Genomic DNA, 11,943 nt, shown 5'->3' with positions numbered 1-11,943 from the left:
GTATACCTAACCTAACAGGTCATCGGGCGAGAGTGATCAGCAACCGCTGCAATGCGCCACCCAGGCCCCACCGGGCGGCCAGCGCCTCCAGCCGCTCGGGGTCGGCCGGCTCGTCCGGCAGGGCGAGGTCGACGTCCGGGACCGGTACGTCGGTCGCCACCCGGACGACCTTCGGGGCGACGGCCAGATAGGGGCCCGCCTCGACGATCCGTTTGCGCTGCGCCGGGGTGATCCGCGAGGCCGGGTCCTGGGCGGCGGCCACGACGCCGGCCAGGTCGCCGTAGGCGTCCAGCAGCTTGGCGGCGGTCTTCTCGCCGATGCCCGGGACGCCCGGCAGGCCGTCGCTGGGGTCGCCGCGCAGCAGCGCCAGATCCGCGTACCCCGGGCCGTCCACGCCGTACTTCTCGCGCAGCAGCGCCCCGTCGGTGAGTTGGAGGGTGCCGACGCCCTTGAGCGGATAGAGCACGCGGATGCCGCGGGCGTCGTCGACGAGCTGGAAGAGGTCGCGGTCGCCGGTGACGATGTCGACCGGCCCCTTGGCCCGCGCGGTCAGGGTGCCGATGACGTCGTCGGCCTCGTAGCCCGCGGCGCCGATCCGGGCGATGCCCAGCGCGTCCAGCACCTCCTCGATCACCGGGACCTGCGGGGAGAGGGTGTCCGGGATCTCTTCCTCGTCGGGAGCGGTCGAGCCGGCGGGGGCCTCCTCGGCGACCCGGTGTGCCTTGTAGGAGGGGATCAGGTCGACCCGCCACTGGGGGCGCCAGTCGAAGTCCATACAGGCGACGAGGTCGTCGGGGTGGTGGTCCTGGACGAGCCGGGCGACGAAGTCCAGCAGGCCGCGCACCGCGTTCACCGGGGTGCCGTCCGGGGCTCTGACCGATTCCGGTACCCCGAAGTAGGCGCGGAAGTAGAGGGAGGCGGTGTCGAGGAGCATCAGGCGTCGAGTCACACCCCGCATGATGCCGTATGCCCCAAACGTGCCTTCGTTGTGAGGTGAATCACCGATGTGTTTGAGCCTGATGAACCCGGGCAGGCGCGCAGCCGGAGCGGACCCGGCTGCGCTGTGCAACGGGCGGCCGGTGAAGACGAGCCGAACTCGTCCCGCACCACGACCTGCCAGCGGGGGCGGCAGGTCGTTTCTCGTGCGACAAGAGAGGTATATGTGTCCAGGCTGCAAGCCGAGCACCTCTTCAAGGTGTTCGGCAGACGACCCGAGGACGCCGTCCACCGACTCCAGGCCGGCGCGAGCCGGGACGAACTGCGGGCCGAAGGCGCCACCGCCGCGGTGATCGACGCCTCCATCGAGGTGGACGAGGGCCAGATCTTCGTCGTCATGGGTCTGTCCGGATCCGGCAAGTCCACGCTGCTGCGCATGCTGAACGGGCTGCTGGAGCCGACCTCGGGCACCGTCCGCTTCGACGGCCAGGACCTCACCTCGCTCAGCGACAAGGAGCTGCGCGCCGTCCGCTCCCGGAAGATCTCCATGGTCTTCCAGCACTTCGCGCTCTTCCCGCACCGCAGCGTGCTGGAGAACGCCGCCTACGGCCTGGAGGTCCAGGGCGTGCCGCGCGCCGAGCGGGAGCAGCGTGCGACCCAGGCGCTGGAGCTCGCCGGGCTCAAGGGCTGGGAGAAGTCCTGGCCGGACGAGCTGTCCGGCGGTATGCAGCAGCGGGTCGGGCTGGCCCGCGCGCTGGCCACCGACGCCGATCTGCTGCTGATGGACGAGTCGTTCAGCGCGCTCGACCCGCTGATCCGCCGCGACATGCAGGACCAGCTGCTGGAGCTGCAGAAGACGCTGAAGAAGACCATCGTCTTCATCACCCACGACCTCAACGAGGCGATGCGGCTCGGCGACCGGATCGCGGTGATGCGCGACGGCCGGATCGTCCAGACCGGCAGCGCCGAGGACATCCTGGTACGGCCCGCCAACGACTACGTCGCCTCCTTCATCCAGGACGTCGATCGCAGCCGGGTGCTGACGGCCGGCGCGGTGATGGCCGAGGTCGGCACCGTGCTCGGGATGACCGGTCCGGACGGTGCGAAGCTCACCACCGCCGCCGAGTTCCGGGCCGCCGCGCCCGCCACCGTCGGCACCGGGACCCCGCTCGTGGAGCTGTTCGGCGCCTGCTCGGCCAGCTCCGTACCGGTCGCGGTGACCGACGAGGGCGGCGAACTGGCCGGCGCGGTCACCGCGGAGCGGCTGCTCGCCGTGCTGGGGGAGCCGGGCCGGCCGGCGGCGCAGGCCGGCGCGGTGCCGCCCCCGTCGGGCCCGGCATCCTCCGGTGCGAGCACCGGCTCCACCGGAGCGGCTGACGCCGCGCCCCATGGTCGGACCGAGGGGACGGTGGCCGCCGATGCCTAGGATCCAGATAGGCAGCTGGGCGAACGACGCCGTCAACTGGCTGCGGGACAACCTCGACTGGCTGTTCAACCTCCTCACCACCGTCCTGAACGGCCTCTACAACGCCATCCACACCGTCCTCGCGGCCCCCCAACCGCTGCTCCTGGCCGGCATCCTGGCGGTGCTCGCCTGGTGGCTGCGCGGGCTGCCGGCCGCGGTGCTCACCTTCCTCGGCTTCGCGCTGATCGACTCCATCGAGCAGTGGAGCCCGACCATCGAGTCGCTCTCGCTGGTGCTGGTGGCCTGCCTGATCACCGTCGTGGTCGCGGTGCCGCTGGGCATCTGGGCGGCCCGCAGCCGGATCGTCGGCGGCATCCTGCGCCCGGTCCTGGACCTGATGCAGACCATGCCGGCGATGGTCTACCTCATCCCCGGCATCCTCTTCTTCGGCCTCGGTGTCGTCCCCGGCATCGTCGCCACCATCGTCTTCTCGATGCCGCCCGCGGTGCGGATGACCGAGCTGGGCATCCGGCAGGTGGACGAGGAACTCGTCGAGGCGGCCGAGGCGTTCGGCACCCACCCGCGGCGCACCCTGCTGCGGGTCCAACTGCCGCTGGCGCTGCCCACGATCATGGCCGGTGTCAACCAGGTCATCATGCTCGCGCTGTCCATGGTCGTGATCGCCGGCATGGTCGGCGGCGGCGGCCTCGGCGCGTCCGTCTACAACGCCATCAGCTCGGTCAACGTCGCGCTGGGCGCCGAGGCCGGCCTCGCCGTGGTCATCCTCGCGATGTACCTGGACCGGATGACCGGCGCGCTCAACCAGCGGGTCTCGCCGCTCGGCCGGCGGGCGTTGGCCAAGGCGCAGGCGGCGCTGGGACGTTGGAAGTTCCTGCACTGGCGGCCGGCGACCTCGGTGGCCATGGTCGGCATCGTCGTCCTGGCGCTGCTGGCCGGCGGGATGCGCTTCATGGACAACGGCGGCAGCGGCTCCGGCGGCGGCAACGGCAAGCCGATCACCCTGGGCTACGTCAACTGGGACGAGGGCAAGGCCACCACCTACCTCTGGAAGGAGATCCTGGAGGAGCGCGGCTACAAGCCCAAGGCCCAGGCCCTGGAGGCCGGCCCGCTCTTCGCCGGGCAGGCCCGCGGCGACATCGACGTCCAGACCAACGCCTGGCTGCCGGTCACCCACGCCGAGTACTGGAAGAAGTACAAGGACAAGCTGGAGGACCTCGGCACCTGGTACGACAAGACCTCGCTGGAGATCGCCGTCCCGTCGTACGTCAAGGACGTCCACACGCTCGACGATCTCAAGGGGAAGAGCGCCGAGTTCGGCGGCAGGATCACCGGCATCGAGCCGGGCGCCGGCGAGATGAAGATCCTCAAGGACAAGGTGCTGCCGGAGTACGGCCTGACCGGCGACTACCAGGTGCAGGAGTCCAGCACCGCCTCCATGTTGAGCGAGCTGGACCGCGCCGTCCACCAGAAGAAGCCGATCGCGGTCACGCTGTGGTCCCCGCACTGGGCGTACGACAAGTACCAGCTCACCAAGCTCAAGGACCCCAAGGGCGCCTTCGGTTCCGGCGACGGCCTGCACATGCTGGGCCGCAAGGGCTTCGCCGAGGACATGCCCGAGGTCGCCAGGTGGATGAAGAACTTCCACCTGGACGAGAAGCAGCTCACCAGCCTGGAGAACGCCATCAAGTCGGCCGGTGAGGGCCACGAGCAGGACGGCGTGCGCAGCTGGCTGAAGCAGCACCCCGGTCTCGTCGAGAAGATCGCCCCGTCCGCGCACGCCACCTACGCCAAGGGCGCGGACGCCGGCAAGGCACCCGGCATCGGCTACCCGGCGTGGGACGAGGGCATCGCCACCGCCTACCTGTGGAAGAACGTCCTGGAGAAGCGCGGCTACCACCCCAACCTGCGCAACCTCGACATCGGGCCGATGTGGACCGGCCTGTCCAGCGGCCAGATCGACGTGGAGACCGACGCCTGGCTGCCGGTCGCCCAGAAGCAGTACTGGGACAAGTACCAGAACGACCTCACCGACGTCGGCGCCTGGTACGACAAGACCTCGCTGGAGATCGCCGTCCCGTCGTACGTCAAGGACGTCAAGTCCATGGACGATCTGCGGGCCCACAAGGACGAGTTCAAGGGCAGGATCGTCGGCATCGAGCCGGGCACCGGTGAGATGCAGCGCCTGAAGAGCACCGTGCTGCCCGCCTACGGCCTGTCGGACTTCGAGGTCACCTCGGCCGGCACCAGCGCGATGCTCGCCGAGCTGGACCGGGCGTACCACAAGAAGGAGCCGATCGCGGTCGTCCTGTGGTCGCCGCACTGGGCGTACAGCAAGTACCAGCTCACCAAGCTCGCCGACCCCAAGGGCACCTGGGGCGCCAACAACCAGATCAAGACGCTCGGCAACAAGAGCTTCCCGAAGAAGTTCCCGGAGTTCCACGGCTGGCTGAAGAACTGGAAGATGACCCCCGACGAGCTCGGCAGCCTGGAGAAGGACATCCAGGACGCCGGAAAGGGCAACGAGGACAAGGGCGTCGAGAAGTGGATCGACGACCACCCGGGCATCGTGGACAAGATGGCGCCGGTGAAGTAGTCCGGCGCCGGGCGGCCACCTGACCGGGCGCGCCCGGCTGGCCGGGCGGGCCGGCGGGTGGTTCGCTCGGCCTGGGCCGGTGTCCGTCCCCGGCGGCCGGAGCGGCCGCGGCCGGCCCGGGAGCCGAACGTGCCGAACGCCCGCCCCGTCGCCGCCGTGCTGCTCGGCCTGCTCGCGCTCGGCGCGGCCGCACCCGCCGCCCGGGCCGGGGCCCTGCCGGATCCGGTGGTGGCCGGCGAGCGGGTCAGCATCAGCGACGGCGGGCGGTGCGGGCCGGCCCGGGAGGCCACCGCGGCCTCGGAGTTGTTCGGGGCGGTGGCGCTGCGGCCCGTCGCCCGGGGGATGGCCGCGGAGGTCCGGGTCGGCGAGAAGGCGGAGCCGGGCCGCTACCGGGTGACCATCGAGTGCGGGCGCGGTGGGGTCCGGCACGTGGACACCGTCACGGTGACCGAGGGGCGGGCCGAGGGGGTCGGTGTGGCGCAGGCGGTCGGGGGGTTGGCGCTGTTGGCGGTGGCGGGTGGGGCGTATCGCCTCTGCCGGCGGGGGTGAATCCCACGTTGTCGGCTTTCCCGTCGTAGGGGTTCGCCGTTTGCGCCTGCGGCGCGGTGTCCGCTGCGCGGGCCCGTCACCTCCCGTGGGTGGTCATGAAGAGGGTGGGTGGGGGTGATGTGGGTGGGGCGGTGCTGGTTGTGTCAACGGTCGGTTCCGGGCGGGGGGTTGGGTGGGTGCGTACGGTGGGGGGATGGAGTTGTGGGTGGTGTCGTTGGTGCCGTCGTTGAGTGAGGCGGTGGGGGTGAGTGCGCCGGGTGCGTTGGTGGGGGCGACGGACTGGTGCAGTCGGCCGGCGGGGCTCGACGTGGTGCGGGTCGGGGGGACGAAGAATCCCGATGTCGGGCGGATCGTGGGGCTGGCGCCGGATCTGGTGGTGGCCAACGAGGAGGAGAACCGGGCGCAGGATCTCGATGCGTTGCGGGGGGCCGGGCTGGAGGTCATGGTGACCGAGGTGCGGAGCGTGGCGCAGGCGTTTTCGGAGTTGGGGCGGGTGTTGGCCGGGTGCGGGGTGGCTCGGCCGGGGTGGTTGGACGCGGCGGAGGACGCCTGGCGGGCGTTGCCGGTGCGGCCGCCGGAGCGGGCCGCGGTGGTGCCGGTGTGGCGGCGGCCCTGGATGGTGCTGGGGCGGGACACCTTCGCCGGGGACGTGCTGGCCCGGCTGGGGGTGCGGAACGTCTACGCCGGCCATGCGGAGCGGTATCCGCGGATCGCGTCGGCGGAGCTCGACGCCGTCGCGGCGGACCTGGTCGTGCTGCCCGACGAGCCGTACCGCTTCACGGCGGAGGACGGGCCCGAGGCGTTTCCCCGGTTGCCCGCCGCGCTGGTCAGCGGGCGTCATCTGACGTGGTACGGGCCCTCGTTGGTGACGGCGCCGGGGGTGCTGGCGGCGGCGCTGGACGAGGCGGCGCTGCTCCGGACCGGCGGGGCGTGAGGGTCAGGCCGACGGCCGGGGCGGGGAGAGCAGGGTGCCGCGCAGCAGTCCGTGGGCGGTGCGGGCGCCAGCCACCGCGACGGCCGTCACCAGGAACACGTACAGCGCCACCGCGAGCCAGCCGAAGGCGAGCAGGCCGGTGTGCCGGGCCAGGCCCGTGGCACCGGTGACGCAGGTGCCGACCGGGAAGGTGAAGGCCCACCAGGTCATCGCGAAGCCCATGCCGTGCCGGACGGCGCGCACCACCATGGCCGCCGCCAGCGCCAGCCACAGCAGGGCGAAGCCCATCACGGGGACGCCGTAGAGCATCGCGAAGGCGCTCATGGCGTGTGCGTACGCGGGGGCGACGATGCCGGGGGCGGCGTCGGCGAGGTTGTTCACGGCGGTGGTGGACTGGCCGAGCGGGCCGAGGACGAGGAAGAGGGTCGGGGTGAGGGCGAGCGGCAGCGGCCCGTGGTGGAACAGCCGGCCGAGCACCATCGGCACGATGGCCAGGGTCGCCAGCAGCGACATCCCGAACAGCGCGTAGCAGGCCAGGAGCATGGCCTCGCGCGGCTGGCCGGCCGGCAGGTGCGGAATCAGCGCGGGGCCGAGCGCCGCCGAGACCATCGGGGCGACCACCGGCAGCAGCCACACCGGTGAGGCGCTGCCCTCGGTGATGCGGTGCCGGGCCACCATCAGATACGGGACGCCCACGGCAGCGGCCAGACCGACCAGCGTGCCGGCGGTCCACAGCACCGCGTCGGCGGCGACCGCGGCGGGCTCGCCGAGGAGGTCCCGGCCGACCGCCAGGGTGCCGCCGCCGACCGCGAGCAGCGCCATCGACAGGCACCCGTAGAACGGGGCGACGGCGGGGTCGAGCAGATGGCCGCGGGCCTGGTCGCGGTGGCGGGCCCAGTGGACGGTGCGTGCCGTCATCAGGGCGAGCAGCATCAGGGCGGACAGCACCCACACCGCGCGGAGCGCCGGGCGGAGGCCGGGGGCGGACAGCGGCAGCGTCGCGCCGGCGTTGGCGACGATCGCGGTGCCCATGACGGCGGCGTACCAGTTGGGGCCGAGGTGGCGGACCGAAGGGCCGGTGCCGGGGGCATCACCGCTGGTGGCGGGAGTCCCGGCGGGGGCGTGGACGAGCGTTTGCATGAGAAAAGCGTCGCGCGGGCCGGCCGTGGCCACCAGGGATCTTGTGTCTATGAGGGCATAAGGTGGGGTTATGAGCGGTGAGAGTAATGGGCGGTCGGAGCGGGCGGCGGGTTCCGGTGGGCCGCTGCACCACCGGGTGCCGGATCTCGGGGCGATGGAGCTGCTGCTGGCCGTCGCCCGGCTCGGCAGCCTGGGCCGGGCCGCCCGGGCGCTGGGCATCACCCAGCCCGCCGCCAGCAGCCGGATCCGGGCGATGGAGCAGCAGCTGGGGGTGGCGCTGGTCGAGCGGTCGCCGCGCGGTTCCCGGCTCACCGACGCCGGGGCGCTGGTCACCGACTGGGCGCGCCGGGTGGTGGAGGCCGCCGAGGAGTTCGACGCGGGCGCCCAGGCGCTGCGCGGGCGGCGCGACTCCCGGCTGCGGGTCTCGGCCAGCATGACCATCGCCGAGTACCTGCTGCCCGGCTGGCTGATCGCGCTGCGCGCCCAGCGTCCGGGGACGGCCGTGTCGCTGCTGGCGGGCAACACGACGGCGGTGGCCGCGCGGCTGCTGGCGGGCGAGGCGGACCTCGGCTTCGTGGAGGGGCTGGACGTCCCGCAGGGGCTGGACGGCGCGGTGATCGGGCACGACCGGCTGATCGTGGTGGCCGCCCCGTCCCACCCGTGGACCCGGCGGCGCACCGAGCTGACCCCCGCCGAGCTGGCCGCGACCCCGTTGATCCTGCGGGAGCGCGGTTCGGGCACCCGGCAGGTGCTGGACGCGGCGCTGGCCGACGCCGGCGGGCTGGCCGAGCCGCTGCTGGAGCTGGCCTCCACCACCGCGGTGAAGTCCGCGGTGGTCAGCGAGGCGGCCCCGACGGTGCTCAGCGAGCTGGCGGTCCGTGAGGAGCTGACCGCCCGCCGGCTGGTGGAGGTGCCGTTGCGCGGGCTGCGGCTGGGGCGTGAGCTGCGCGCGGTGTGGCCGGCCGGCCACCGTCCGGCGGGGCCGGCCCGGGATCTGCTGGGGTTGACGCGGCGTACGGGCTGACGCGGCGTACGACCTGATGGGGCGTACGACCTGATGCGGCAGGGGCCGAGCCGCGGGGCTGCCGGTCCGGGGGTGGCCGGCCGGCCGGTCGGCGTCGGGCGGCGTCAGTTCGCGCCGGTCGGGGCCGGCGCCGGGTGGTGCGCGGCCAGGCGGTGGAGGAGCGCCGTGAGCACGGCGGCGGTCAGGGCCGCGGCCGGTACGCCGCTGCCGAGGAGGGCGTGCGCCCAGCCGGGCAGGGGCGCGTAGAGCCGCGGGGCCAGCACCGGGAGCAGGCCGGCGAGGAGGGTGAGGGCGACGACGGTGGAGGCGGCGCGGTCGGCGAGGTCGGTACGGCGCAGCATGTCGACGCCCATGGCGGCGATCACCGCGTAGATCACCAGGGCGGCCCCGCCGACGACCGGCACCGGGAGCGCCGCCACCAGCCGGGCGACCGGGGCCAGCAGCCCGCAGGCCACCAGCAGCGCCCCGGCGGCCGCGGTCACCGAGCGGCTGCGTACGCCGGTGAGTCGGACGATGCCGATGTTCTCCGCACTGGTCACCATGGTCGTGCCGCCGAACAGCCCGGCGGCGAGCGAGGCCACCGCGTCCGCGCGGGCGGTGCGCGGCACGTCGCGGGACGGTTGCGGGGTCCGGCCCACCGCCTCGCTGTTGAGCACCGTCTGACCGGTCGCCTCGGCCAGCGAGGCGAGCGCGAAGACCAGCAGCGGGAGCGCGGCGAGCAGGTCGAAGTGCGGTGCGCCGTAGGGGAGGAGGCGGGGCAGGGCCAGCACCCCGTCGCCCGGTACGGCGCGGAACGGGGTGCCGGCCAGGGCCGCGGCGGCGGAGCCCACCGCCATGCCCAGCAGGACCGACAGCTGCCGCCGGACGCCGCGCAGCAGCAGAAGGCCCAGCGCGGTGGCGGCGACGGTGACCAGCGCCGGGACGCTGCCGGCGGCCGCCATCGGGGCCGTCGTGGCGACCATGTCGATGCCGATGACCAGCACCGTCGAGCCCATCACCAGCGGTGGGAAGTACCGTACGATCCGCCCGTACAGCGGCAGTACGGCCAGCAGCAGCGCGGCCGCGAGCAGTACCGCGCCGGAGGCGGTGGCCGCGCCGTGCTCGCGGGCGATCTGCAGGAAGATCGCGGCCGCCGCGCCGCCGGGCAGCATCATGAACGGCAGCCGGGCGCCGATCCGCAGCACCCCGAAGGACTGCAGCAGCGCCCCGGCCCCGCACAGCACGAGCGTGGCGCTCAGCAGGGCGGCGGTGCGCGCGGGCGGCAGCCGCAGTCCGCCGGCCAGCAGGAAGACGGTGGAGATCGGGGCGGCGATCATCGCCAGGACGTGCTGGACGGCGAGCGGCAGCAGCCGGGACGGGGGAACCCGTGCGTCGACCGGTGCGACGACGGGCGCGGGGACGGCCATCGCTCACGCCCGCCGCGGCAGCCAGGGGAGTTCCCCGGCGGCGTAGCGGTAGGCGCGGAAGACCGCGTTGTTCTGGCTGGGGAACAGCTCGCCGACCTCCGGCTCCCGGTACGCGCCGAACTCCGGGACGACGTACTCCCAGCACACCCGGCCCTCGGCGGTGACCTCGAAGAGCCGGCCGGCGGGGGAGTCCGTGACCAGGGTGTTGCCGTTGGGCAGCCGCTGGGCGCTGCCCATGAAGGGCGCGAAGAACGCCTCCCGGGCCGGGTCGTGGTACTCCCAGACGATCGCGCCGGTGGCCCGTGCCACCTCGATGACGCGGGAGTAGGGGACGTCGCAGCCGGGCCGGAAGACGCCGTTGTCGAAGATCAGGAGGTTGCCGTCGGGCAGTTCGGTGGGATGGTGCTGCTGGGCGACCAGCCCGGGCTCGGTCCGCCACAGGACCTCGCCGGTCGCCCGGCTGATGACGATCACCGCCGAGGTGCTGCGCAGACTGGCCAGGATGTTGCCGTCGGCCAGCGGCTGCACGGAGTTGATCAGCGGCCAGTGCTCGCGGGAGTAGGCGGGGTGCAGCGCATAGGCGTCCGGGTCGAGGTGGTCGGCGGCGCGCCAGGACCACAACAGCCGCCCGTCCGCGTCGACTTCGCGCAGGGTGTCGGCGTGGACCGTGCCGTTCGGTGCGGAGCCCGGGACGCCGCCGCGGACCGCCGCGGCCCGGTCGCCGGTCAGCGGCTCCAGCGCGGAGTAGAGGATCCGCCCGTCGCCGAGGTGATGGGCGTCGTGGTGCTGGAGCGGGTCGGTGAAGGACCGCAGCACCGTGCCGTCGGGGGCGATCTCCTGCATCAGCCCGCCGCGGTACTTGTGCCACATGGGGAAGAGCGCGTCCTGGTCGGGGAGGGCGGCGTTGTAGGCGAGGTTGCCGTTGGGGAGGATGCGGGCGTGCCGGCCGGGGCGGTGCGGCAGTCGCCAGCGGTGGACGACGGTGCCGTTCAGGTCGATCAGCAGGACCTGGCCGCCGCCGGTGAGCGGGGCGTAGAGCGTGTAGCCGTCGTGGGCGGCGTCGGCGTCGAGCGCGATCAGGCCGGTGCCGCGGCGGCGGCGTGTGTTTTGATCGACTGCGGTCAGGCCGGAGGTCATGCGAATTCCCCTCGTCAAACTGCGTCTTGTCAAACTTTGTTTGATGGGATCAAACAGCGTAGACGCTAGGGGCGGTCTGTTGCAGTGCTGTGAACGGCGCGATAAGGAGTCCGCGGATGCGCGAGGGCGAGGGTGCGGGGCAGGGGATGGGCGGGACCGGGGCCGCGGCGGAAGTGCCGCGGGTGGGGGCGGCGGTGCGCCGGCGGCGTCGCGCGCGCGAGCTGACGCTGGCCGAACTCGCCCGCGCGACGGGGCTGTCCGCCCCCTTCCTCAGCCAGGTCGAGAACGACCGGGCCCGCCCCAGCATGCGCTCGCTCCAGCTCATCGCCGACGCCCTGGAGACCACCGCGGTCCGGCTGCTGGCCGCCGCCGACGGGCCGCGCACCGTCGATGTGGTGCGGGCCGGCTCGGCGGCGGTCCCCGAGGACGGCGAGACCGGCCGGGTGCGCCCGCTGGTCCGCGGCCACCAGCAGCTGCACGCCCTGGAGTTCACCGGCCCGCACGGCTGGCAGCGGGAATTCCGGCACCCGCACGACGAGTTGATGTACGTCGTGGCGGGCGCGGTGGAGGCCGAGGCGGACGGCCGCCGCTATGAGCTCGCCCCGGGCGACACCCTCTACTGCTCCGGCGGGATCACCCACCGCTGGCGCGCACTGGCCCCGGACAGCCGGGTGCTGCTGGTGGGCGTGGCGGACGACTTCCGGGGCTGAGGGCCTGCGGCGCCGCGCGGGCTCGGCCGCCGTGCGCGGCCGGCGCGTCGGCGCGCGCGTCGTCCGTCCAGGCGGCGTCCGGGAAGAC

Annotated in this window: 10 protein-coding genes; 6 read left to right on the top strand and 4 right to left on the bottom strand. The window is 73.4% G+C overall.

Annotated features, from left to right (window positions below; all coding sequences use genetic code 11):
* Positions 1 to 19: 19 nt before the first annotated feature.
* Entirely contained in the window at positions 20 to 934 is a 915-nt protein-coding gene (locus K2224_RS23910; protein ID WP_221909898.1) for a 5'-3' exonuclease, read from the bottom strand.
* A 228-nt stretch (positions 935 to 1,162) separates the two neighbouring features.
* Between K2224_RS23910 and K2224_RS23905 the strand changes: the two genes are divergently transcribed.
* The 4 genes from K2224_RS23905 to K2224_RS23890 all read left to right on the top strand — a co-directional run bounded on the left by K2224_RS23905 (position 1,163) and on the right by K2224_RS23890 (position 6,438).
* On the top strand, positions 1,163 to 2,362 hold the full coding sequence (locus K2224_RS23905) for a glycine betaine/L-proline ABC transporter ATP-binding protein (protein ID WP_221908556.1): 1,200 nt from the start codon (positions 1,163 to 1,165) through the stop codon (positions 2,360 to 2,362).
* Positions 2,355 to 4,955 carry an ABC transporter permease/substrate binding protein gene (locus K2224_RS23900; protein ID WP_221908555.1) on the top strand — a complete coding sequence of 867 codons (2,601 nt, stop codon included), beginning with the start codon at positions 2,355 to 2,357 and terminating at the stop codon, positions 4,953 to 4,955. The genes K2224_RS23905 and K2224_RS23900 overlap by 8 nt, the downstream gene beginning before the upstream one ends.
* A gap of 129 nt (positions 4,956 to 5,084) precedes the next feature.
* Positions 5,085 to 5,504, top strand: coding sequence for a hypothetical protein (locus tag K2224_RS23895; protein WP_260692974.1), 420 nt, complete (start codon positions 5,085 to 5,087; stop codon positions 5,502 to 5,504).
* A 193-nt stretch (positions 5,505 to 5,697) separates the two neighbouring features.
* Positions 5,698 to 6,438, top strand: a complete 741-nt coding sequence (locus tag K2224_RS23890) for a helical backbone metal receptor (protein WP_221908554.1) — start codon at positions 5,698 to 5,700, stop codon at positions 6,436 to 6,438.
* Between the two features lie 3 nt (positions 6,439 to 6,441).
* On the opposite strand, the gene K2224_RS23885 is transcribed toward K2224_RS23890, so the two are convergent.
* Positions 6,442 to 7,578, bottom strand: a complete 1,137-nt coding sequence (locus K2224_RS23885) for a TDT family transporter (RefSeq protein ID WP_221908553.1) — start codon at positions 7,576 to 7,578, stop codon at positions 6,442 to 6,444.
* A 70-nt stretch (positions 7,579 to 7,648) separates the two neighbouring features.
* Between K2224_RS23885 and K2224_RS23880 the strand changes: the two genes are divergently transcribed.
* Positions 7,649 to 8,602: a LysR family transcriptional regulator gene (locus K2224_RS23880; protein ID WP_221908552.1), complete on the top strand. Its 954-nt coding sequence runs from the start codon at positions 7,649 to 7,651 to the stop codon at positions 8,600 to 8,602.
* Between the two features lie 104 nt (positions 8,603 to 8,706).
* Here the strand turns inward: K2224_RS23880 and K2224_RS23875 are convergent, their stop codons facing one another.
* Together K2224_RS23875 and K2224_RS23870 are read right to left on the bottom strand one after the other, a co-directional pair.
* Positions 8,707 to 10,008 (bottom strand): uracil-xanthine permease family protein, encoded by a 1,302-nt coding sequence (locus K2224_RS23875; RefSeq protein ID WP_221908551.1) that lies wholly within the window; start codon positions 10,006 to 10,008, stop codon positions 8,707 to 8,709.
* 3 nt (positions 10,009 to 10,011) lie between these two features.
* Positions 10,012 to 11,145, bottom strand: coding sequence for an aryl-sulfate sulfotransferase (locus K2224_RS23870; RefSeq protein ID WP_221908550.1), 1,134 nt, complete (start codon positions 11,143 to 11,145; stop codon positions 10,012 to 10,014).
* Positions 11,146 to 11,291: 146 nt separating this feature from the next.
* Here K2224_RS23870 and K2224_RS23865 point away from each other — a divergent pair, with 146 nt between their 5' ends.
* On the top strand, positions 11,292 to 11,855 hold the full coding sequence (locus K2224_RS23865) for a helix-turn-helix domain-containing protein (protein WP_221909896.1): 564 nt from the start codon (positions 11,292 to 11,294) through the stop codon (positions 11,853 to 11,855).
* Positions 11,856 to 11,943 lie beyond the last annotated feature (88 nt).

Origin of the sequence: Streptomyces sp. BHT-5-2 (assembly GCF_019774615.1) — a bacterium.
GTDB lineage: Bacteria > Actinomycetota > Actinomycetes > Streptomycetales > Streptomycetaceae > Streptomyces.
This window is presented reverse-complemented; position numbering and strand designations above follow the sequence as displayed.

What these genes read in the sequence shown, in the direction of transcription:
- K2224_RS23880 (WP_221908552.1), top strand. Translation starts at nt 7,649, where the DNA reads ATGAGCGGTGAGAGTAATGGGCGGTCGGAGCGGGCGGCGGGTTCCGGT.
- K2224_RS23890 (WP_221908554.1), top strand. Translation starts at nt 5,698, where the DNA reads ATGGAGTTGTGGGTGGTGTCGTTGGTGCCGTCGTTGAGTGAGGCGGTG.
- K2224_RS23910 (WP_221909898.1), bottom strand. Translation starts at nt 934, where the DNA reads ATGCTCCTCGACACCGCCTCCCTCTACTTCCGCGCCTACTTCGGGGTA.
- K2224_RS23875 (WP_221908551.1), bottom strand. Translation starts at nt 10,008, where the DNA reads ATGGCCGTCCCCGCGCCCGTCGTCGCACCGGTCGACGCACGGGTTCCC.
- K2224_RS23885 (WP_221908553.1), bottom strand. Translation starts at nt 7,578, where the DNA reads ATGCAAACGCTCGTCCACGCCCCCGCCGGGACTCCCGCCACCAGCGGT.
- K2224_RS23865 (WP_221909896.1), top strand. Translation starts at nt 11,292, where the DNA reads ATGGGCGGGACCGGGGCCGCGGCGGAAGTGCCGCGGGTGGGGGCGGCG.
- K2224_RS23900 (WP_221908555.1), top strand. Translation starts at nt 2,355, where the DNA reads ATGCCTAGGATCCAGATAGGCAGCTGGGCGAACGACGCCGTCAACTGG.
- K2224_RS23870 (WP_221908550.1), bottom strand. Translation starts at nt 11,145, where the DNA reads ATGACCTCCGGCCTGACCGCAGTCGATCAAAACACACGCCGCCGCCGC.